The following is a 21,897-nucleotide window of genomic DNA, read 5'->3' as shown; positions in this document are numbered from 1 at the left end:
CCGTCAGAGGACGGAGACGTGCTCGGGGTCCGTGCCGACGCTCTCACCGTCCTGGTCGCGGCGCAGCACACCGCGGGTGTCCAGCAGCAGCCGCGCGCACTCCACCAGGCGCTTGGCCCGGTACTCCGAGTGCGCCGTGAGCAGGATCGTCAGGTCCGCCTCGGCCAGTGCCGCCTCCAGGTCCTCGGCCCGCTCCACGGCCCTGCCGTCCACCTCCCAGGACTCCACGTACGGGTCGTGGTAGACCAGCTCGGCACCCTTGGCCGCCAGCTTGGCCGCCACCGGACGCGCCGGGGACTCGCGCTGGTCGGCGATGTCGGCCTTGTAGGTCACGCCCAGCAGCAGCACCTTGGAGCGCGAGAGCGCCAGCCCCGCCTCGTTGAGCAGCTCCTGGGCGCGCTGCACCACGTAGGCCGGCATGCGCCCGTTGATCTCCTGGGCCAGCTCCACGAACCGGAACGGGTAGCCCAGCGTCTTGACCTTGTACGACAGGTAGTTCGGGTCGATGGGGATGCAGTGCCCGCCCACACCCGGGCCGGGGTGGAAGGCCTGGAACCCGAACGGCTTGGTCGCCGCGGCGCCGATCGAGTCCCACAGGTCCACGCCCAGCTCCTGGCAGAAGATGGCCATCTCGTTGACCAGGGCGATGTTGACGTGCCGGTAGGTGTTCTCCAGCAGCTTGGCCATCTCCGCCTCCCGCGTGCCGCGGGTGCGCACCACCGTGTGCACGAACCGGCCGTAGAAGTCGGCCGCCGCCTGCCCGCACGCCTCGGTGAGCCCGCCCACCACCTTGGGGGTGTTGGCCACCCCGAACGTGGCGTTGCCCGGGTCGATGCGCTCGGGCGAGAACGCCAGGTGGAAGTCGGCGCCCGCGATGAGACCGGACTCCTCCAGCAGCGGCCGCAGTACCTCCTCGGTGGTGCCGGGGTAGGTGGTCGACTCCAGCACCACCAGGGTGTCCGGCGCCAGGTGGGAGGCGATGGAGCGGGCCGCCGAGCGCACCGCGCCCAGGTCCGGGCCGCCCTCGTCCGAGAGCGGGGTGGGCACGCAGATCACGACGGTTCGCGCCCGGCCCAGGCATGCGGGGTCGGCGGTGGCGGTGAACCCGGCGGTGACCATGGCGGCCACGTCGGCGTCGGAGAGGTCGTCCACGTGCGAGCGGCCCTGGTTGAGGCCCTCGACGACGGCCCGGTTCAGGTCCAGGCCCGTGACCGACAGGCCGGCGGAGACCGCCTCGGCGGCCAGCGGCAGGCCGACATAACCGAGGCCGAGCACCACCAGGTCGACGCTCTCCGCGGAGGTCTGTTCGGGGACGGAAACTGAGTTGGAGGCTGCGGCATCCACTTCGCGGTCACACTCGCATTCGTTTGGTGAACGGGCGCACTGATTCAAGGACAGCCTGGGAAGGGTGGGGTGTCCAAGTGTAGACAGCCGCAGCCCTCACTCACGGGATTTGGCCCGGTTCGGACATTTTCCGAAGTAGGGTGCGGTACGCCTGGCCATAGTGGTAGGCGGCTTGTGTCCACGTTCGGTCGGTTCCGACATACTTCCGACCGGCGCTGCCGTATGAAGCCCGCTTTTCTCGACTGTAAGCGAGTTTTGTCAGTACATCAGCGAGTTGTTCCGATTCGCCAGCCGGAGTTAACTCCCCCGTCACCCCGGGTTCCACGATCTCTCGCAAAGCCGGGAGGTCGCTGGCCACCACGGGGAGCCCGCCGGCCATGGCCTCCACCGGCTTGAGCGGGGTCACCAGACGGCACACCCGCTCGTCCCGGCGCGGTACCGCGAACACGTCCAGCGCGGCGTGGTGCCGCCGCACCTCCCCGGCCGGAACCCGCCCCGGGAAGTGGGCGAAGCCGTCCAGTCCCAGCCGCCCGGCCCGCTCCCGCAGGGCGGGCAGCTCCGGGCCGTCCCCGACCACGAGCGCGTGCGCCTCCTCGCCGCGCCCGCGCATCACCGCCACCGCGTCCAGCAGCACGTCCAACCCCTCGTAGCCGAAACAACTGGTCGTGGTGCCCACCACGTAGGCGTCCGCGCCGATCCCCAGACCGCGGCGCACCCCCTCCCCCGAGGGGAGGGGATCCAGGAACGACACGTCCACGGCGTTGGGGACCACGAGCAGGCGCTCGCGCGGCACCCCCCGCGCCTCGATGTCGGCGCGCATCACCCCGCCCAGCGTCACCACCAGGTCCGCGGCACGCATGCACTCCGTCTCGCTCGCACGCTCGGCCCGGTAGAACGCGTCGTCCACACTGCGGGAGGGGTCCCGCGAGAGCCAGGACTCCTCCAGGAAGCCCCGCACCTCGTACACCACCGGAAGGCCGTACCGGCGCCCCAGCTCCAGCGCCAGCCGCGCGTTGTGGTGGTTGCTCGCCGCGTGCAGCACGTCCGGGCGCAGCGCCTCCACCAGCGGAGTCGCCAGCCGCAGCCCCGCCTCCAGCTCACCGCGCGCGTCGGCGGGCGCCGTCCACGGCAGCAGGCGGTGGTACTCGATCCCGTCCACGGCCACCCGGGTGCGCGGATCCGCGATCCCCTTGGTGAGCGGGTACCCGGCCCGCGTGACCACGTGCACGTCCATCCCGGCCTCGCGCTGGGCCGTGGCGATGCGGTGCGTACGCTGGGTGTACCCCGCGTTGGTGTGCGGGAGCGCGTTGGTCACCAGGTGGAGGACGCGCACACCCGCCCCGGGGGAGGCCGGAACCCCTTCGACACGTCGGCGTTCATCTTCCGGTGCCTCCGGTCGCCGAGCGTTCACCGTGTCGTCGGGTCGCGTTCGCAGGCCACGGGTTACCTTGATTCCGTGATGGTCAGGCGACGAGGACGTGGGGACCACGCGCCCCGTGGCCAGAGCCGTCCGGTACTCCGTGGCGGTGCGGTAGCGCCCCTCCGGGATCTGTTCCACCAGGTCGCGGGCGGTATCGGCGTCTCCCGCGGCAAGGGAGGCGGCCACCATGCGGGCCATGCGCCGCGGCGGTGCGCCCTGCGCGGCGGCCAGGACCGCGCGGCGGGCCTCCTCACGCCGACCCTGGTCCCAGAGTCCGTAGGCGTCCGCCAGGCCCCCGGCGCGGGAGGCCAGGGCGCGTGCGCCGCGCCGCAGGGGGCCGGGCGAGAGCCGCAGCGCCAGCAGCGGCAGCCGTGCGGGATCGGACCTCAGGTGTCGCCAGGCCAACGTAGCGGTGAACGTCAGCGCTCGCACCCACCGGGTGCGCGGGCGCGGAATGCGGGGTTGGGAAGTCTGGGTGTCATGCACGGTCAGTCACACAACCACGCGAACGTGACCAAGTGGTGACACCACGGCGACGCGGATGGTACGGCTCGGGCAAGGAACCGGCCCGACCGGCCGCGTCGGACGCCGACACCGTCCCCGCACGACCGACCCGCCCCTCCACCGCGCCCCCCGCGGGCGCACACCACCCCAACAGCAAGGACAAGTGAGAGTCGTGGCAACGAGCGCTCCCCTGGGGAGTCAGGACACCGGCATCGTGCACATCGTCGGGGCACGGCCCAACTTCGTCAAAGCCGCCCCCGTCGTCTCGGCCCTGCGCGAGCGCGGTGCGCACCAGGCGGTCGTCCACACCGGACAGCACTACGACGACCGCATGTCCGCCGTGTTCTTCCGTGACCTGGGCCTGCCCACCCCCGACGTCGATCTCGGTGTCGGATCGGGCTCGCACGCCGCGCAGACGGCCGCGCTCATGGTCGGCCTGGAGAAGGAGTTCACCGAGCGGCGGCCGGGCATGGTCGTGGTCTACGGAGACGTGAACTCCACCGTGGCCGCCGCCCTCGTCGCCGCCAAGCTCCACATCCCGGTCGCCCACGTCGAGGCCGGGCTGCGCTCGTTCGACGACACCATGCCCGAGGAGATCAACCGGCGCGTCACCGACCAGCTCAGCGACCTGTGCTTCGCCACCAGCCCCGAAGCCGTCGGCCACCTGGCCGCCGAGGGGATCTCCCCCCAGCGGGTGCACCTGGTCGGCAACCCCATGATCGACACCCTCCTGGACAACCTCGACCGCTTCGACGCCGACGCCCTGCGCTCCCGGCTCGACCTGCCCGAACGCTACGTCGCCGCGACCCTGCACCGGCCCGCCAACGTCGACGACCCGGCGACCGTGGCCCGCCTCGTCGCGCGGCTGCACGAGATCGCCGACGGCACCGACGTCGTCATGCCCGTGCACCCGCGCGGCAAGGCCGCCTTCGACCACGCGGGGCTCGGCGACCACCCGCGCGTGCGCCTCCTCGAACCCCTCGGCTACCTCGACTTCGTCGCGCTGGTCCGCGGCGCCGCCGCGGTCGTCACCGACTCCGGCGGCGTCCAGGAGGAGACCACGATCCTGCGCGTCCCCTGCCTGACCCTGCGCCCCAACACCGAGCGGCCCGTCACCATCACCCACGGAACCAACCAGCTCGTCACCGAGGCCGACCTCCTCCAGGCCCTCGCCAAGGTCCTGGACGGCCGCGGGCCCGAGCGGATCGGCGACGACGGCCCCCCGCTCTGGGACGGCCGGGCCGGGCGCCGCATCGCCTCCGTCCTCGCCCAGTGGTCCAGGTGAGCACCGTGAGAGACGCCGATCCGACCAGAAGAGGTGGCAGACCGTGAAACGGCGCGAACAGAGCCAGACCGAACAGCTCAAGCAGGCGCTCACCGAACGCGAGGCCCAGCTCCAGGAGGCACGGGCACGGCTGGCGACCCTGGAGGCGTCGACCTCCCTCCAGGTGGGCCGCGCGCTGACGTCCGCCGCCAAGCGGCCCGGCCGCTCCCTGGTCCGCCTGCCCCGCGATCTCTACCGCCTCTGGCGCCGCAGCGGTGAGAGCCGCCACGTCCAGCGCCGGCAGAGCGCCGCGCCGATCCGCTCCTTCGACGCCGAACGCCAGGAGGCCCGCCTGCTCACCGGCCTGGCCGGGTTCGGCGAGGAGCGCCTGGTCGCCGCCACCGTCGTGGGCCCCGAGGTCCAGGCCGCCGTCGAGCCCTACGTCCGCTGCGTGCCGCTGCGCCCGCACGACGCCCAGATCGTCATGGACGGTGTGGACGTCGACCTCGTCCTCGTCTCCTCCTCGGCCGCCGGCGCCGGGTCGCCCTGGGCCCACGTCGGCGACCCCGCCACGGCCGACCGCACCCGCTCCCTGCACTGGGTCCTGGAGGAGGCGGCCGCACGCGGCGTGCCGACCGTACTCCTGGACGACGCCCCGGCCCCTCCCGGTCTGCGCGCACTGGGATTCGACCGCGTCCACGAGGGCGACGCCGGCGTGCCCCTCCACCTGTTCAACCCGGTCGCCGCGGCACTGGCGACGGGCACCCGGGCCGTGTACGTCCGCGCCCGCGAGGACGAGCCGGTCCCCGAGATCCTCGCCGACCTCGGTGCGCGGGTCGTCGACGCCGACGCCCCCGACCTGGCCGAGGCACTGCGCGCCGCCAACGTCGCGGTGGTCGCCGAAGGCACCCCCAGCACCGAACGCCTCCGCCGCCGCGCCAGCGCCTGCGGGGCCCGCGTGGTCGGGCACACCCCCCTGCCGGGACCCGGTGCGGAGGACCTCGCGGTGTCCGTGCCCCGGCTGCGCGAGGACGGGCCCAGCGCCTCGCAGCAGCGCGCGCTGCTGCGCCAGGTGTTCCTCGACGAGGCCACCCCGGTCCGCCTGGCCGCCGTCCTCGACGGACTCGACGTCGCTCCGGGCACCGCGGGCGCCCGGCTGCCGCTGCGCGGCCGACAGGTGGCGGTCCTCGCCGAACCCGGGGGGGAGGCCGAGGCTGAACGCCTGGCCGCCGAACTCCTCGCGTCCCGGCTGCGCCCCGCCGAGGTGGTCGTTCCCGCCGCCGCGGCCACGCTGGAGGGGGTCAGGCGCCTGCGCTCGGAGGGGGTGGCCGTCCGCACCGTGCGCGATGGGTCGCCCGGCACCGACCGGTGGGCCGTCCTGGCCGAGAGGGCCACCTCTCCCTGGGCACACCCCTGGCGCGGTAACCTCACCGAACAGCGCCTCGCCGACCTGGTGTGCGCGGCGGAGTGCTCGGGCGCCGACGCGGTCGGCACCCCCGACACCGACGGTGAGCCGCTCGACGGACGCGGTTTCCTCGACCGGCCTACCGCGCAGTACGTCTTCGTCGGCTCCGTCACCCCGGAGCTGGCTCGGACCGGACTGCTCAGGCGCGGGTGGGACCCCCGGGAGTGGAACCGCCGGGGCGGACGGCTCCTGGCGCTGGGGCAGGACCACGGCGCCGGAGGCGATGACCCCGCGCACACCGCCGCCTCCACCGGTGCGGTCGGTTGACCCCCGACCGCTCCGAACGCCCCGCAGGGGCAACCCGAAAGCATCCGAAGGGAAGAACGTGAGTACACCTCCTCCGCGCGCACTCCTGTACGGGGACGTGGACCTCAACATCATCGACGGTTCCGCGATCTGGGCGCAGTCGATGGCGCAGGCCCTGGTCGCCGCCGGATGCCAGGTCACCCTCCTGCTGAAGGCGCCGGTGCGCACCGACCGCCTGACCGCGCCCCTCACCCAGACGCCGGGGGTCCGGCTGCTGCGGCCCTACGAGGACGAGCTCCTGCCCGACCTGGGGCCGCGCGGGCTCACCCCGGAACAGGCCGTGGAGCTGATCACCCGACAGGACGGGCGGTCGCGCTTCGACCTGGTGGTCGTCCGGGGCAGACGCCTGGCCGGGCTGGCCGCGCAGGAGGAGTCCCTGTCCGGGCGGCTGTGGACCTACCTCACCGACTTCCCGCACAGCGTCTCCGAGTTCACGGCCACCGCCACCGCCGAGCTCACCGACATCGCGCTGGCCTCCCGGTTCCTGCTCTGCCAGACGGAGGAGCTGCGGGCGTTCCTGGAGTCGTCGGTCCCCGCGGCCTGTGGCCGGTCCGTCCTGTTCCCGCCCGTGGTCGTGGTCCCCGACGGCGTGCGCGCCCAGGGCGAGGTGCACGCGCGCGCCCGCCTGGCCTACACCGGCAAGTTCGCGCCCAAGTGGAACACCCTGGAGATGACCTCCCTGCCCGCCGAGCTGGAGCGGCTGGGCGTGGAGTCCGAGATGGTGATGATCGGCGACAAGATCCACGCCGACCCCGCCGACTGGGTCAAGCGGATGCGCAAGGCCCTGGAGGGCACCCCGGGCGTGGACTGGCGCGGCGGCATGTCGCGCGCCGACGCGCTGCGCCAGGCGGCCGAGTGCGACTTCGGGCTCTCCTGGCGCGACCCGTCGATGGACGCCAGCCTCGAACTGTCCACCAAGGTGCTCGAACTGGGGGCGCTCGGCCTGCCCGTGGTGCTCAACCGCACCCCCATGCACGAGGCGATGCTCGGTGCCGACTACCCGCTCTTCGCGGGGACCGACACCGCCTCGGTGGCGTCGGTCGTCGCCCGCGCCCACGCCGACCGCTCCGTCTACGCCGACGCCGCCGACCGCTGTCGGGAGGCCGCCGCCGACCACGCCCTGGACCGCGCCGCCGAGCGCCTGCGCGCCTGCCTGGCCGAGGCCCTCCCGCCCGCGCCCGCCGGCACCGACCCCGGGCTTCCGCTCAAGGTCGTGGTGGCCGGGCACGACCTCAAGTTCTTCACCCGGCTGGCGGAGTACCTGGAGTCGCTGCCCGGACTCGACGTGCGCATCGACCAGTGGGAGGGGCTGCGCACCCACGACCAGTACCGTTCCCGTGAGCTGGCCGGCTGGGCGGACGTGGTGATCTGCGAGTGGTGCGGCCCCAACGCCCTCTTCTACGCCAAGTGGAAGCGCCCCGACCAGCGTTTGGTGGTGCGCCTGCACCGGTTCGAGCTCTACGCGGAGTGGCCGCGCAAGCTCGACATCGACAAGGTGGACGCGGTGGTGTGCGTCAGCCCCCACTACGCCGACCTCACCCGCGACATCACCGGCTGGCCCGACGACAAGGTGATCGTCGTCCCCAACTGGGTGGACGACGCGCAGTTGGACCGGCCCAAGCTCGCCGGGGCGGAGTACTCCCTGGGCATGGTCGGGATCGCCCCCTCGCGCAAGCGCCTGGACCGGGGGCTGGACGTGCTCGCCGAACTGCGCCGGATGGACCCCCGGTACACGCTGTCGGTGAAGACCAAGCAGCCGTGGGACTACTGGTGGATCTGGAACCGGCCGGAGGAGCGCTCCTACTTCGAGCGCGTCTACCGGCGTATCCAGCGCGACGAACTGCTCTCCCCGGCCGTGGTGTTCGACCCGTTCGGTCCGGACGTGGCCACCTGGCTGCGGCGGGTGGGGTTCATGCTCTCCACCAGCGACGACGAGTCCTTCCACCTGGCGCCAGCCGAGTGCGCGGCCTCGGGCGGTGTCCCCGCCCTGCTGCCGTGGCCGGGCGCGGACACGATCTACGACCCGCACTGGATCCACGACGACGCCGTGGCGATGGCGGAGGCCGTCCACGCGACCGTGTCCGAGGGGCGGTTCGCCGAGGAGGCCGAGCGGGCCCGCTCGGAGGTGGTGTCGGCCTACGGGCTCTCCCGTGTGCGGTCCCTGTGGACCGAACTCGTGGTGAGCGGCAAGGTGCCGCGGTCGGCGGAGTCGCGTTCGGTGGCCTGACCGCTCAGAACGGGCCGGCCATCTTCGTCAGCCCCTCCCCTCCGGAGGGGAGGAACAGGGCGAACGTGGTCGGATGGGTCTGCACCAGCTCGATACGGGCGCCCTCGGCCTCGGCGATGTGCCGGGCCAGGGCCAGCCCCAGGCCGGTGCCGCCGCCGCCGCTGACCTCGCGGTCGAAGATGCGTCCGGCCAGCTCCTCGGGCACGCCCTCGCCCTCGTCGCTCACCTCCACGCGCACGGAGTTACCGGTGAACACGCGGCGGACGGTGACCGTGCCCGCGCCGTGCTTGTAGGCGTTCTCCACGAGGGTGGCGACGATCTGCGCGAGGTCGCCGGGCACGGTCATCGCGGTCAGTCCGTCCTCGCCCGCGATCACCAGTTTCCGACGCTCCTGCCGGAAGACGGGCTGCCACTCCTCGCGGATGCCGCGGAGGACCGGGTCGAGTTCCACGGCCTCCACCTCGGGGTTCTGGCTCTTGCGGGCCCGCCCCAGCAGGCTCTCCACGGTCTCCACGAGGCGCTCGGTCTGGGCGAGGGCGGCCTCGCCCTCCTCGCGCACGGCCTCGGGGTCGTCGGCGACGGCGACGATCTCCTCCAGGCGCATGGTGAGGGCGGTGAGCGGGGTGCGCAGTTGGTGGGAGGCGTCGGTGGCGAAGTGGCGTTCGGTGGCGATCAGACCCGCGATGCGCTCGGCGCTGCGGTCGAGCACCTCGGCGACCCGGTCGGCTTCGGGGATCCCGTAGCGGTGGCCCCAGGGGGTGGTCACGCCCGACCCCAGGCGTTCGGCGGTCGCTGCCAGGTCGACCAGGGGCAGGGTGAGCCTGCGGGCCTGGAGCACGGACAGGCCGACGGCCACGCCGAGCGCCAGCAGTGACAGCGACCCGATGCCCAGCCAGGCCCGGAGGACGCTCTCCTGGGCGCTCTGCGCGCTGACCCAGATCTCGACGAGGGTGCCCTCCTCGGTGACGGTCTGGGCCATCAGGGTCTCCGGTCCCCCGGGGCGGCCCGGGGCGAGTGACGTCGGGCCGGACGTGACCGGTTCCTCGCCCTCGCGCGTGACGCGGATGTAGCGGTTAGCGGGTGTACCGCCCAGGAGCGGGCGGTCGACGACGTCCTCGTGGCTGATCTGGTGGTCGGCCTCCACGCCGACGACCTCGGCCTCGGACTGGAGCTGGCGGACGGTCTCGTTGTAGACGAGGTTGTAGGTGAGCGCGCCCAGAGGCAGCCCGAGCAGCATGATGGCGATGACGGTCACCACCAGGGTGGAGAAAACCATCCGCCTGCGCATGTCACCTCACGTTCGTGCGACCCGGGCGGGCGATGCGCGCCGAGCGCGTGGATCCAGCCCGCTCAGTCCCGCTCGAACCGGAATCCCACGCCCCGAACGGTCGTGATGTAGGACGGCTGGTTGGCGTCGTCGCCGAGTTTGCGCCGCAGCCAGGAGATGTGCATGTCCAGGGTCTTGGTCGATCCCCACCAGTTGGTGTCCCACACCTCGCGCATGATCTGCTCGCGTGTGACGACCTTTCCGGCGTCGCGTACCAGCACGCGCAGCAGGTCGAACTCCTTGGTGGTCAGTTGCAGTTCGCGGTCGCCGAGCCAGGCCCGGCGGGAGTCGTTGTCGATCCGTACGCCGTGGACGACCGGGACCTCGGCCCCGCCCCGGCGCAGGAGGGCCCGGACACGGGCGAGGAGCTCGGCCAGGCGGAAGGGCTTGGTGACGTAGTCGTCGGCCCCGGCGTCGAGGCCGACGACGGTGTCAACCTCGTCGGCCCGGGCCGTCAGGATGAGGATCGGCGTTCCGTGACCCTCGGCGCGCAGCCGACGTGCCACCTCGAGCCCGTCCATTTCCGGCAACCCGAGGTCCAGGACCATGAGGTCTATGTCTCCCCCACGGGCACGGTCGAGTGTCTCAATGCCGTTGACGGTCACGTCAACCGTGTAGCCCTCGCGGCGAAGTGCGCGCGCGAGGGGCTCGGAGATCGAGACATCGTCTTCGGCCAGCAAAACGCAGGTCATGGTCCTGATCGTAGGTCCCGGGTCGTGCATTTCCCTATTATGCGCGCCGGATGTCCCAGGGTTGGTCGAAAATGCGCTATTCACATAACGGGCAAATGGTGACAAGCATTATTTGCTTAATATTCTTTGCTTTCTCATGATAAAACTGGGAAGCTGGTCCGCGCGTGGGCGGCCCGTCGGGGCCGACCCCGGTCCGAGCACCCGAGGAGTCCTACGTGCACCCCCACCACCCCGAACCCGGGCGCGGCTTCGGCCCCCCGACCCACCCTCCCCAGGGGCCTCCGCCCCCTCCCGGGCCCCCGCCGCACTGGGGCGCGCCCGGCACCACACCGCCCCAGCCGCCTCCGAAGCCCCCCGGCCGCTACGGGACCGGAACGGTGGCGGTGCTCGCGGTCATCGCGGTCCTGGCGGGCGGCTCCTTCCTCGGCGGCGGCCTCTCCCTCGGGGGGTCCGTGCTCGACGGCCTCGCCCAAGAGGAGGACGTCCCGCTGACCACGCCCTCCGCGCCCCCTCCAGAGGGGCCGACGCCGGAGCCCGCACCGGAGACGACGCCCTCCCAGGAGCCCGCACCGGAGCCGCCCCCCACCGAGGCGTCGGAGGAGCTCATCACCGCACCCGAACTGGTCGGAGAGCTCGACGGCGACTTCGACATCAGCGACCGGCTCAACATCACCGCGGACGTGTGCTCCACGGCGGAGGGCGAGCATCCCGCCCCGCTCCAGTGCACGACGGCGATGGACACGAACCTCATGCGCGTCGTCGCCTTCGACGGATCCGGCCTCGCCCTGCTGGCGGCCGCGGCGCTGGAGGGGCAGGAGGACTCGGATCTCGTCGACGTGCGCAGCGCCTGCCACTTCGTGCTCCTCTGGTTCGACGAGGAGGGCGTGATGGGCCAGGACCAGCGCGACGCCATGGTCACCGCCGCGGAGGAGATCAGCGGCTGCTCCTGAAATCCGGCGGACCGGACCCGCGGTGGGGCGCACCGACGGGGCGGTGCGCCTCTACCATGGACCCGTACGCCCGTCGACCCCTCGGAGGCCCTCCGTGTTTCCCTCTGGCCAGGACCCGTACGACCCGGACGGGGCGAGCAGCGGACGCGGCGGGCTCTTCGGCTTCGGAGCCCACTTCGACGCCCTGCACCCCGACGCGCCCGCACCGCGCAAGGTCGCGATCGTGCGCACCCTCATGTTCATCGGCGGCGCCTGCGGACTCGCCCTGTCCGCGATGTTCCTCATGGGGACGGCCATGCCCTCGGAGGCCGTGGACCAGGCGGTGGCCGAGCAGGCGGAGATCGCGTCGGGCCAGGGCGTCGAACTCGTGGTCACGGCCGAGGCGATGCGCTCGATGATGGCGGTCATGGCGGTGGTCACCGGTGTGTACGGCCTGCTGTCCACCTTCCTGGCCTCCCGCGTCCGGCGGCGGACGGTCGGCGTGTTCTGGGGCATCGTGGTCTTCCAGACGGCAGCCGCCCTCATGCTCGGCTGGGCGGTCCTCGGCGGAGACCTCCTGTCCCTGGTGCCGCTGGGCTTCGCGGTCACCATGGCGGCGTTCATGTTCTCCCGGGAGGGGCGCGCCTACTACGGCCTGCTCTGACCGCTCAGCCCTCCTCGGCGCCCTCCTCGCGTCCGAACGGCCACCGCCCCGCACGGGCCGGCAGCGGCGGGCGCACCGCCACCTCGGTCCACCGCCGGGCGAGCAGGGAGCGCACCGACGCCGGGCCGGGGTCCCCCTCGGGCGGGCGCACCCCGCCGTCCCTGTTCTCCAGGCCCAGGCAGGCCCGCAACAGTTCCCCGGCCTCGGGGCGCTCGTCGGGGTCCTTGGCCATCGCCGCCGTCACCAGGCGCTCCAGCCCCGGCGGCAAGTGGTCCAGGTCGGGCTCCTCGAACATCACCCGGCGCGCCATCTCCTTGGGGTGGGCGTGCCCGAACGGGTCGTGCGCCGCGGCGGCGAACGCCACCGTCGCCCCCCACAGGAACACGTCCGCCTTCTGCGTGGTGGGCTGGCGCCCGTACTGCTCCGGGCTCATCCACCCCGGCGTGCCCAGCTTGTCGACCCGGTGCGCGATCCGCTCGTCGGACAGCGCCTCCGGCGACGGCAGGTGCAGGTCGCGGTAGGCGCGGCGCATCCGGCGCAGCCTGATCCACTTGGTGGGGTCGGGGTCCTCCACCGGGTGCGCGATACCGAAGTCCAGGATCTTGGGTCCCCGCGCGGACAGCACCACGTTGCTCGGCTTGAGGTCGCGGTGCACCACCCCGGCGTCGTGGACGGCCCGCAGCGCCTCGGCGGTCCCGGCGGCCAGGCCGAGCAGCATCCCGCCGCGCAGCCGGCCGAAGCGCTCCACGTGGCGGCGGAGCGTGGGACCGGGCACGTACTCGGTGATGATCCACGGCCGCTCGGCCTCCACGTCGGCACGGACGAACCGGGCCACCGACGGGCTGTTGACCCTCGCCAGGAGCCGCGCCTCGTGCGCGAAGCGCTCACGGAAACGCCGGTCGTCCGCCTGGGCGGCGTGTACCACCTTCACGGCCAGGTAGCCGCTCACACCGGGGGACTCGGCGGCGTAGACCGTCCCCATGCCGCCCGCGCCCACCCGGCCCCGGATCCGGTGCCCGCCGACGGAGCGCGGGTCGTCGTCTTCGAGGGGGGCGAGTCTGCGAATGCCGCGTGCCTTCATCGCGTGGTCCGATCCGTGGGGGATGTGGTCCCGGGATCCTACTCCCTCCCCTTACCGCCGGGCCGGTGGCCAGCGCGTCTTCTCCGCCGGCCCGGACAGGGACGGACCGGTGCCGGGCACGGCCCGCACGCCTCGGGAACCACCGCGCCGCCGCGAGGGTCCAACCCCGAACCGGAGTGGTACACATACAACGGGATCGGTTGTCCTTCGCCATCCGAAAAGGGGCGCCATGGAGTTCACCCTCGCCGACGGCTCGATCGTTCAGGTCACGGCCGCGGCCTCGCGGGCCCTGCACGAGGCGACCCCGATCCCCCAGCTCCCCGGCGTCCTGTGCCTGCGCAGCCACACCCCGGGAGAGGCGGTCCGGTCCCTGGCCGACCAAGGGCTCGCCACCCGGGACCGCCGGGTCCGGAACCTGGTGCTCACCCAGCGCGGGATCGGTCTCCGCGACCTGCTGGCCCGCACCCCCGGCGCCGTGGCCGACGACATGCCGCGCCGCCTCAGCGTGCACCCCGAGGTCCCGGAGGGGACCGCGCAGCGGCTCGCCGAGGCCCACCGCGCCGGGCCCCGGTACCGGCCGAGCCGACCGCCCGCGCGGAGGAGGAGCGGTGCCGGCCAGGGGCTATGGGTGCTCCTCGGCGTGTGCGGCGCGGGAACGGCCGGCCTCACGGCGTTGGCGGCGATCGGCGGAATCGCCGTGGTCTTCCTCGTCGTCGTCACGGGCGCAGTGGTCGGCGGGGCCGCCGCCCTGCGGGGGATCGCCGCGTCGGTGTCCGGCACCACTCGGCAGGGCCCCGCACTGGAACTCACCGACCGCGCGCGGGAGGACGACGCCCTCCTGCGCGAGATGGGAGACTGGTACGTGGCCCCCGCCATGCTGGACACCCCGGCCCGCGCCCTCCTCGCCCGCGCCCAGGCCGCCGTCGACTCCGTGCTGGCCTCCTCCCTGCACAACCAGGGCCTGTTGCTGGACACCGTACGCAACCGGGTCGTCCTGGCCGACGTGGAGTGGGGCCTGGCCGACAGCCTGCGCGGCCACACGCGCACCCGGCGCACGATGGCGAGCACCCCCACCCCGGGGGAGCACAGCCGCCGTGCCGCCGCCCGGGCCAGGGAGGCCCTGGAGGAGGACGCCGCCCGGGTGGAGGCGCGCGTACGCGTGCTGGAGGACTACGCGGGCAAGGTCCGCGAGGCGGAGATGGAGCGCTACGACCGCCAGGCCGCCGCCCGGCTCGACGCCCTGGCCGTGGAGGCGGGGACCGGCCACACACAGCAGGACGACGCGCTCTCCGCCCTGGTCCAGGCCCAGGAACTGGCCCTGCGGCTGGCCTCCCTCACCGGTGACGGGCTCGACGGACCGGCCCCGGAGGAGGGGCGATGAGAGCGGCGACGGTCCCGAACGTCGGTCCGCTCTGGCAGGGTCGAGGGGAGAGGAGGGGACGTACATGACCCCCGAACAGTTCGTCGACGCCGCCCTCTGGTTCCCGGAGACGTCCGAGAGCGAGCCCTTCGGCCCCGGAGGCCTCGTCTACAAGGTGGCCGGGCAGAAGATGTTCGCACTGCTCATGGACCGGAAGGCGGGACCGGCGGCCAATCTCAAGTGCGATCCGGCGCTCGCCCTGGAACTGCGCGACCAGTTTCCGGCGGTGACCCCCGGCTACCACATGAGCAAGCGACACTGGAACACCGTCCTTTTGGACGGGACCGTGCCCGACGACGAACTCGTGGAGATGCTGCGGCACTCCTACGTGCTCGTCGCCCGCAGCCTGCGCCGGGCCGACCGCGACCGCGTGCTCGCCGCCCTGGGCGACGGTACGCCAGAGATCCCGGGCGCACCGTCGCGGGGAGGGCCCGAGGCGCAGACCGAGTGACCGACCGGGAAAGGTGACGATCCGGTGTCCGACACCCCCTTCCGCCCCTCCGTCGTCCAGGGCGTCCTCGAACGGATCACCTACGCCAACGAGGACAACGGGTACACCGTCGCCAAGGTCGACACCGGGAAGGGCGCACACGACCTCCTCACCGTCGTGGGCAGCCTCGCCGGGGTCCAGCCCGGCGAGGCGCTGCGCATGCAGGGCCGGTGGGGCTCCCACCCGCAGTACGGGCGCCAGTTCCAGGTGGAGGACTACACCACCGTCCTGCCCGCCACCGTGCAGGGCATCCGCCGCTACCTCGGCTCCGGCCTCATCAAGGGCATCGGCCCCAAGATGGCCGAGCGGATCGTCGGACATTTCGGCACCGACGCCCTGGACGTCATCGAGCAGACCCCCGAGCGGCTCATCGAGGTCCCCGGGCTCGGCCCCAAGCGCACCAAGTCCATCGCCGACGCCTGGGAGGAGCAGAAGGCCATCAAGGAGGTCATGGTCTTCCTCCAGGGCGTGGAGGTCACCACGTCCCTGGCCGTGCGCATCTACAAGAAGTACGGCGACGCGTCGATCGACGTCGTCCAGAAGGAGCCCTACCGGCTGGCCTCCGACGTGTGGGGGATCGGGTTCAAGACCGCCGACACCATCGCCCAGGCGGTCGGCATCCCGCACGACAGCCCCCAGCGAGTGATGGCCGGGATCCAGTTCACGCTCTCGGAGTCCACCGGCGACGGCCACGTCTACCTGCCGGAGGAGCGGCTCATCTCCGCCTCCGTGAAGATCCTCGGTGTGGACACCGGGCTGGTGATCGAGTGCGTGGAGGAACTCGTCGCCACCGAGGGCGTGGCGCGTGAGACGGTCCCCGGCCCCGAGGGCGAGCCGGTGCGCGCCGTCTACCTCCTGCCCATGCACCGGGCCGAGATCGGCCTGGCCTCCGGTCTGCGCTCCCTGCTGGAACACCCCCTGGACCGACTGTCTGCCTTCTCCGGCGTGGACTGGGAGGCGGCCCTGGGCTGGCTGCGCGAGCGCACCCGGGTCGAACTCGCCGCGGCCCAGCGGGCGGCCGTGCGCACCGCCCTCACCCAGAAGGTGTGCGTCCTCACCGGCGGGCCGGGCTGCGGCAAGTCCTTCACGGTGGCCTCCGTCGTCACCCTCGCCGCGGTCAAGCAGGCGAAGATCGTCCTGGCCGCGCCCACCGGACGCGCTGCCAAGCGCCTCACCGAACTCACCGGGGTGGAGGCCTCCACCGTCCACCGCCTCCTCGAACTCCGTCCCGGAGGCGACGCCGCCTACGACCGCGACCACCCCCTCGACTGCGACCTCCTCGTGGTCGACGAGGCATCCATGCTCGACCTCATCCTGGCCAACAAACTCGTCAAGGCGGTGCCGCCGGGCGCGCACGTCCTGTTCGTCGGCGACGTCGACCAGCTCCCCTCGGTGGGGGCCGGGCAGGTGCTGCGCGACCTTCTGGAAGAGGGGTCGCCCGTCCCCAGCGTCCGCCTCACCCACGTGTTCCGCCAGGCCCAGCAGTCCGGTGTGGTCACCAACGCCCACCGCGTCAACACCGGCGAGCGCCCCGAGTTCGAGGGCATGGACGACTTCTTCCTCTTCCCCTGCGAGGAGGCCGAGCAGGCCGCCGAGCTCACCGTCGACGTCGTCGCCCGCCGCATCCCCCGCAGGTTCGGACTCGATCCCCGCCGGGACGTACAGGTCCTCACCCCCATGAAGGGCGGCCCGGCCGGAGCCGCCCAGATCAACACCGCGCTCCAGGCCGCCGTGACCCCGCCCGGCGAACACGTGCCCGAACGCCGCTTCGGCGGCCGGATCTTCCGCGTCGGCGACAAGGTCACACAGATCCGCAACAACTACGAGAAGGGGGAGAACGGCGTCTTCAACGGGACGCTGGGCGTGGTCACCGGCCTCGACCAGGTTGCCCAGGAGGTGACAGTGCGCACCGACGAGGACGAGGAGATCACCTACGACTTCGCCGAACTCGACGAACTCGCGCACGCCTACGCCATCACCGTGCACCGCTCCCAGGGCAGCGAATACCCCGCCGTGGTCGTGCCCGTCACCACCAGCGCGTGGATGATGCTCCAGCGCAACCTGCTCTACACCGCCATCACCCGGGCGAAGAAGCTGGTGGTCCTGGTCGGATCCCGCCGCGCGCTCGCGCAGGCCGTGCGCAACGCCTCCTCCGGCCGCCGGTTCACCTCGCTCGCGTACAGGCTGGAAAATCTGGGAAAGGTTTCCGTTTCCACCCCGGAAACCGACAGTGGTGACTAAGGTGGCGGCAGTTTCCTCGTTCCGCCCGGAACGGGACCCGGACCACACCGGACGCCGGCGCTCTGCACACTCCCCTCGGAGAGCGACGGCACCCGGGCACCGTTCCTCCCCTCTGCGGACGGTGCCCGGGCTGTGTCTTTGCGGCCTCACAAGTTCGGCCGGTGCTCGGGCGCCAAGGAGGCCGGCGTCTTCGTCGTCGCTACTGCCTTGCTCGTTCCTCGCTGCGTCAGAGACTCCTCCTGCAGACACCGGCGGCGCCCTCGCGCTGCTCCCGCACGTTGCCTGTCGGCTGGACGGGTGGGGCTCGGAACGGTGCTCGGGCGCCCGTCAACCGACACCGGGCGAAGTGGGGCGGGAGGGGGCCGTTAGAGTGGGGGAACGTGAGTGACACTCTGATCGTGGTGGGCGCCGCCATCGTCCGTGACCATCGGGTCCTGGCAGCCCAACGGGCCGCACCCGAGGCCCTGCGCGGTCGCTGGGAGTTCCCGGGTGGCAAGGTCGACGGAGGGGAGTCCCCCGCCGAGGCGCTCACGCGCGAGTGCAAGGAGGAACTGGGCGTCACCGTCCGGCCCCTGCGGCGGGTCGGCACCGAATCTCCCTTCCTCGCCGCCAGGGACGGGCACACCCGCCCCGCCGTGTTCCAACTGTGGCGGGCCGAGCTGGTCGAGGGTGAGCCCGAGGCACTGGAGCACCTGTCCCTGCGCTGGGTCCGGGGCGACGAGTTCGCCGACCTCGACTGGCTGCCGGTCGACGTCCCCTTCCTGGAGCCGCTCACCACCCTGTTGACCGCCCCCGGCCAACCATTCTGACCTGCACGTTTCCCAACCAGTCGGCTCTTACCGCATAAACTGGCAACGGGCCGTGGCACTCTGCGGTCTCTTCCCAGTATCAGGAGATCGAGACTTTCCCATGTCCAGCGCTACGCCCGTCGAGGGCTCCGCACGCCGCAACGACCTGCGCAACGTCGCCATCGTCGCCCACGTGGACCACGGCAAGACCACCCTCGTCGACGCCATGCTCTGGCAGTCCGGTGTGTTCCGTGACAACCAGGACGTCGACGAGCGCGTGATGGACTCCAACGACCTGGAGCGCGAGAAGGGCATCACCATTCTCGCCAAGAACACGGCCGTCCACTACACCACGCCCGAGGGCGAGGACGTGGTCATCAACATCATCGACACCCCCGGCCACGCCGACTTCGGCGGCGAGGTCGAGCGCGGCCTGTCGATGGTGGACGGGGTGGTGCTGCTGGTCGACGCCAGTGAGGGCCCCCTCCCGCAGACCCGCTTCGTCCTGCGCAAGGCACTGGCCGCCAAGCTCCCCGTCATCCTCGTCATCAACAAGGTCGACCGGCCCGACAGCCGGATCGCCGAGGTCGTGGACGACACCTACGAGCTGTTCATGGACCTGGACGCCGACGAGTCGCAGATCGAGTTCCCCATCGTCTACACCTGTGCCCGCGACGGCAAGGCCTCGCTGGAGCGCCCCGGCAACGGGGAACTCCCCGACAACGACAACCTCGTCCCCCTGTTCAGCACCATCCTGGACACCATCCCGGCGCCCGAGTACACCCCCGGAGCCCCCCTCCAGGCCCACGTCACCAACCTGGACGCCTCCCCCTTCCTCGGCCGCCTGGCGCTGTGCCGCGTCCAGCAGGGCGAACTGCACAAGGGCCAGCAGGTCGCGTGGATCCGCGGCGACGGCACCACACAGCAGGTCAAGATCACCGAACTGCTCATGACCGACGGTCTGGACCGTCAGCCCGCGGAGAAGGCGGGGCCGGGCGACATCGCCGCCATCGCCGGCATCCCGGAGATCATGATCGGGGAGACCCTCGCCGACCCGGAGGACCCGCGCCCGCTCCCGCTCATCACCGTGGACGAGCCCGCGATCTCCATGACCATCGGCACCAACACCTCGCCCCTGGTCGGCAGGGTCAAGGGGGCCAAGGTGACCGCCCGCCTGGTCAAGGACCGCCTGGACCGGGAGCTCGTGGGCAACGTCTCCCTGCGCGTCCTGCCCACCGAGCGGCCCGACGCCTGGGAGGTACAGGGCCGCGGCGAACTGGCGCTGGCCATTCTCGTCGAACAGATGCGCCGTGAGGGCTACGAGCTCACCATCGGCAAGCCGCAGGTGGTCACCCGCGTCATCGACGGCAAGAAGCACGAGCCCGTCGAACGCCTCACCGTGGACGCCCCCGAGGAGTTCCTGGGCGCCATCACCCAGCTCCTCAGCGTACGCAAGGGCCGCATGGAGAACATGGTCAACCACGGCACCGGCTGGGTGCGCATGGACTGGCTGGTGCCCTCCCGCGGCCTCATCGGCTTCCGGACCGAGTTCCTCACCGAGACCCGCGGCACCGGCATCGCCCACCACGTGTTCGAGAAGTTCGAGCCGTGGTTCGGGGAGCTGCGCACCCGTCCCAACGGCTCCCTGGTCGCCGACCGGGCCGGTGTCGCCGTCGCCTTCGCGATGTTCAACCTCCAGGAGCGCGGCACGCTCTTCGTCGAGCCCACCACCGAGGTGTACGAGGGCATGATCGTCGGCGAGAACTCGCGCGCCGACGACATGGACGTCAACATCACCAAGGAGAAGAAGCTCACCAACATGCGCTCGGCCACCGGCGACGAACTCGTCCGCCTGGTGCCGCCGCGCAAGCTGTCCCTGGAGCAGGCCCTGGAGTTCTGCCGAGAGGACGAGTGCGTCGAGGTCACCCCGGAGAACGTGCGCATCCGCAAGGTCGTCCTGGACCAGAAGGAGCGGGCCCGGATGACGGCCCACCGCAAGCGCCAGCAGCAGTAGGACATCTCGCCCACCGCGGGCGGACCGCCGACGGCGGTCCGCCCGCGAGGTGTTTCTGGGCAGGTCAGAAGGGTAGACCGCTTAGAGCGATGAAGTCGGTGCCTTCGTGTCCTCGATGCGGGCGCTCGGTTCACCCCCCGGGGTTGTGGACGAGCGCCTGGCAGTGTGACATCCACGGCCCCGTGGCGCCCCTCCAGGGGGTGAGAGCCCCCGGGGTCAGCAGCCTGGAAGCGATCCTGCCACAGGCGCACGTGCCGCTCTGGGTCCCCTGGCCTCTGCCCACCGGGTGGGTGGTCACCGGGTTCGCCGAGGTCGGCGACGAGCGCACCGGCACGGTGGGCGCCGCCGTGGCCCTGTCCGGCCCGGCCCCGCTGGGCGGCCTCGGCGAGGCCGTGATCGTCGCCGAAGACCCGGGGGTGGGCCTGGGGGCGCGGCTGGCCGACCTGGACGGCACCGACCCCGGAGACGGGTTCGACGGCGCGGCTCCCGACGCCAAGGTGCGGTTCGACGGCCACGAGATCGCGCTGTGGAACCTCGACGTGGGCCGGGAACGAGCGGTCTACGCGGGCGAGGCGCTCGCCCACTGGCTGTGGGTCGTGTTCGCCTCACCCGACACCGGCATGCTCATGTGCGAGATCAGCGCGCTGCGGGACCTGCGCGACCTCAAGGACGGCGGTATCGCGTTCGAACCGCCCTTCGGAGCGCTCAGTCCCTTCCTGACCCGGGGGCTGGCCGCGGACGGCTGACACCGCACACCGTGTCGGCCGCCGACCCGCGTACAATCGCCCGGTGACCCGAATCGACCTGCACTCCCACAGCTCCGTCTCCGACGGGACGGACACCCCCGCCGACGTCATCGGGCACGCGGTGGCCGCCGGCCTCGACGTCCTCGCCCTGACGGACCACGACACGGTCGGCGGTATCGGCGAGGCGGCCGAGCACCTGCCGCCGGGGTTCACACTCGTCCCCGGGATGGAGCTCTCCTGCGCCTACGCGGGCTCCAGCGTCCACCTGGTCTCCTACCTGTTCGACCCCGAGCACCCGGTCCTGGCCGCGGAGCTGCGCAGAATCCGCTCCGACCGGGCCTCGCGAGCCGAGGAGATGGTGGCCCTGCTGCGCGAGCACGGGGTCGACGTCTCGATGGAGCGGGTCCTGCGGATCGCCGGTGCGGGCAGGGACGAGTACGCCGACGCCAACACGATCGGTCGGCCGCACCTGGCGCGCGCGATCGTGGAGGCGGGGGCCGCTCGGGACGTGCAGGACGCCTTCGACCGGTGGATCGGTTCGGGTGGCCCCGCGCACGTCGCGCGGTACGCGCTCGACCCGGTGCGCGCCGTGGAGCTGGTCCGGACCGCGGGCGGCGTCTGCTCGCTGGCCCACCCGGCGCGGGCCGAGGGCGCGCTCACCGGCAGCGTCCCGGTGGAGCTGGCCGAGCGCATGGCGGCGGCCGGGCTCGGCGGTATCGAGGCCGACCACCCCTCGCACAACCGTGCGCAGACCAAGGAGTGGCGGGGGGTGGCCGCCGATCTGGGGGTGGTGGTCACCGGCTCCAGCGACGACCACGGGACCCTGACCGGCCGCCGTCTGGGATGCCGGACCACCGCCCCGGAGGCGTTCGAGCGGCTCGTGGCCCCCGCGACGGGTGCCTCCCCCATCAGCGGGTGACGCGGGTGATCCAGGCGTTCGATACCGTACGGACCACAACGTGAGGCACGTGACAA

Annotated in this window: 17 protein-coding genes; 12 read left to right on the top strand and 5 right to left on the bottom strand. The window is 72.3% G+C overall.

Features of this window, described 5'->3' with window-relative positions:
* Nucleotides 1–3: 3 nt before the first annotated feature.
* Nucleotides 4–1,344, bottom strand: coding sequence for a nucleotide sugar dehydrogenase (locus B042_RS23065; protein WP_036554890.1), 1,341 nt, complete (start codon nt 1,342–1,344; stop codon nt 4–6).
* Nucleotides 1,345–1,444: 100 nt separating this feature from the next.
* Nucleotides 1,445–3,169, bottom strand: coding sequence for a glycosyltransferase family 4 protein (locus B042_RS0112905; RefSeq protein ID WP_231493994.1), 1,725 nt, complete (start codon nt 3,167–3,169; stop codon nt 1,445–1,447).
* 271 nt (nt 3,170–3,440) lie between these two features.
* Here B042_RS0112905 and wecB point away from each other — a divergent pair, with 271 nt between their 5' ends.
* The 3 genes from wecB to B042_RS0112890 are packed head-to-tail and all read left to right on the top strand — an operon-like array spanning nt 3,441 to nt 8,530.
* Entirely contained in the window at nt 3,441–4,553 is a 1,113-nt protein-coding gene (gene wecB / locus B042_RS0112900; protein ID WP_028648644.1) for a non-hydrolyzing UDP-N-acetylglucosamine 2-epimerase, read from the top strand.
* A gap of 43 nt (nt 4,554–4,596) precedes the next feature.
* The gene (locus B042_RS0112895) at nt 4,597–6,264 is read left to right on the top strand and encodes a hypothetical protein (protein WP_028648643.1); all 1,668 of its coding nucleotides are present in this window, start codon (nt 4,597–4,599) and stop codon (nt 6,262–6,264) included.
* A 58-nt stretch (nt 6,265–6,322) separates the two neighbouring features.
* Nucleotides 6,323–8,530 carry a glycosyltransferase gene (locus B042_RS0112890; protein WP_231493992.1) on the top strand — a complete coding sequence of 736 codons (2,208 nt, stop codon included), beginning with the start codon at nt 6,323–6,325 and terminating at the stop codon, nt 8,528–8,530.
* 4 nt (nt 8,531–8,534) lie between these two features.
* Here B042_RS0112890 and B042_RS0112885 read toward each other — a convergent pair whose 3' ends face one another.
* A complete protein-coding gene (locus B042_RS0112885) occupies nt 8,535–9,818 on the bottom strand; it encodes a cell wall metabolism sensor histidine kinase WalK (RefSeq protein ID WP_028648641.1) in 1,284 nt (427 codons plus the stop codon).
* Nucleotides 9,819–9,880: 62 nt separating this feature from the next.
* The gene (locus B042_RS0112880) at nt 9,881–10,549 is read right to left on the bottom strand and encodes a response regulator transcription factor (protein ID WP_028648640.1); all 669 of its coding nucleotides are present in this window, start codon (nt 10,547–10,549) and stop codon (nt 9,881–9,883) included.
* A 215-nt stretch (nt 10,550–10,764) separates the two neighbouring features.
* Between B042_RS0112880 and B042_RS0112875 the strand changes: the two genes are divergently transcribed.
* Together B042_RS0112875 and B042_RS0112870 are read left to right on the top strand one after the other, a co-directional pair.
* Nucleotides 10,765–11,499, top strand: coding sequence for a hypothetical protein (locus tag B042_RS0112875; protein WP_155989066.1), 735 nt, complete (start codon nt 10,765–10,767; stop codon nt 11,497–11,499).
* Nucleotides 11,500–11,593: 94 nt separating this feature from the next.
* Complete coding sequence (locus B042_RS0112870) at nt 11,594–12,142, top strand: hypothetical protein (RefSeq protein ID WP_028648638.1); 549 nt, start codon at nt 11,594–11,596, stop codon at nt 12,140–12,142.
* 4 nt (nt 12,143–12,146) lie between these two features.
* Here B042_RS0112870 and B042_RS0112865 read toward each other — a convergent pair whose 3' ends face one another.
* Nucleotides 12,147–13,223, bottom strand: coding sequence for a serine/threonine-protein kinase (locus tag B042_RS0112865; RefSeq protein ID WP_028648637.1), 1,077 nt, complete (start codon nt 13,221–13,223; stop codon nt 12,147–12,149).
* 229 nt (nt 13,224–13,452) lie between these two features.
* On the opposite strand from B042_RS0112865, the gene B042_RS24380 reads away from it, so the two are divergent.
* The 7 genes from B042_RS24380 (at nt 13,453) to B042_RS0112830 (ending at nt 21,841) form a co-directional block, all read left to right on the top strand.
* Complete coding sequence (locus B042_RS24380) at nt 13,453–14,604, top strand: hypothetical protein (protein ID WP_051415667.1); 1,152 nt, start codon at nt 13,453–13,455, stop codon at nt 14,602–14,604.
* A gap of 64 nt (nt 14,605–14,668) precedes the next feature.
* Nucleotides 14,669–15,094 carry an MmcQ/YjbR family DNA-binding protein gene (locus B042_RS0112855; protein ID WP_028648636.1) on the top strand — a complete coding sequence of 142 codons (426 nt, stop codon included), beginning with the start codon at nt 14,669–14,671 and terminating at the stop codon, nt 15,092–15,094.
* 24 nt (nt 15,095–15,118) lie between these two features.
* Nucleotides 15,119–17,374: an ATP-dependent RecD-like DNA helicase gene (locus B042_RS0112850; protein WP_028648635.1), complete on the top strand. Its 2,256-nt coding sequence runs from the start codon at nt 15,119–15,121 to the stop codon at nt 17,372–17,374.
* Between the two features lie 380 nt (nt 17,375–17,754).
* Nucleotides 17,755–18,183, top strand: a complete 429-nt coding sequence (locus tag B042_RS0112845; RefSeq protein ID WP_028648634.1) for a (deoxy)nucleoside triphosphate pyrophosphohydrolase — start codon at nt 17,755–17,757, stop codon at nt 18,181–18,183.
* Between the two features lie 100 nt (nt 18,184–18,283).
* A complete protein-coding gene (gene typA, locus B042_RS0112840) occupies nt 18,284–20,176 on the top strand; it encodes a translational GTPase TypA (protein ID WP_028648633.1) in 1,893 nt (630 codons plus the stop codon).
* A gap of 89 nt (nt 20,177–20,265) precedes the next feature.
* Complete coding sequence (locus B042_RS0112835) at nt 20,266–20,922, top strand: DUF6758 family protein (RefSeq protein ID WP_051415666.1); 657 nt, start codon at nt 20,266–20,268, stop codon at nt 20,920–20,922.
* Nucleotides 20,923–20,965: 43 nt separating this feature from the next.
* Nucleotides 20,966–21,841, top strand: coding sequence for a PHP domain-containing protein (locus B042_RS0112830; protein WP_028648631.1), 876 nt, complete (start codon nt 20,966–20,968; stop codon nt 21,839–21,841).
* Nucleotides 21,842–21,897 lie beyond the last annotated feature (56 nt).

The sequence above is a fragment of the Nocardiopsis sp. CNT312 genome (assembly GCF_000515115.1).
In the GTDB taxonomy this organism is placed as follows: Bacteria; Actinomycetota; Actinomycetes; order Streptosporangiales; family Streptosporangiaceae; genus Nocardiopsis.
This window is presented reverse-complemented; position numbering and strand designations above follow the sequence as displayed.

Coding starts and splice junctions, on each gene's coding strand:
- B042_RS0112885 (WP_028648641.1), bottom strand. CDS start 9,818: ATGCGCAGGCGGATGGTTTTCTCCACCCTGGTGGTGACCGTCATCGCC.
- B042_RS0112880 (WP_028648640.1), bottom strand. CDS start 10,549: ATGACCTGCGTTTTGCTGGCCGAAGACGATGTCTCGATCTCCGAGCCC.
- B042_RS0112865 (WP_028648637.1), bottom strand. CDS start 13,223: ATGAAGGCACGCGGCATTCGCAGACTCGCCCCCCTCGAAGACGACGAC.
- B042_RS24380 (WP_051415667.1), top strand. CDS start 13,453: ATGGAGTTCACCCTCGCCGACGGCTCGATCGTTCAGGTCACGGCCGCG.
- B042_RS0112855 (WP_028648636.1), top strand. CDS start 14,669: ATGACCCCCGAACAGTTCGTCGACGCCGCCCTCTGGTTCCCGGAGACG.
- typA (WP_028648633.1), top strand. CDS start 18,284: ATGTCCAGCGCTACGCCCGTCGAGGGCTCCGCACGCCGCAACGACCTG.
- B042_RS0112835 (WP_051415666.1), top strand. CDS start 20,266: ATGAAGTCGGTGCCTTCGTGTCCTCGATGCGGGCGCTCGGTTCACCCC.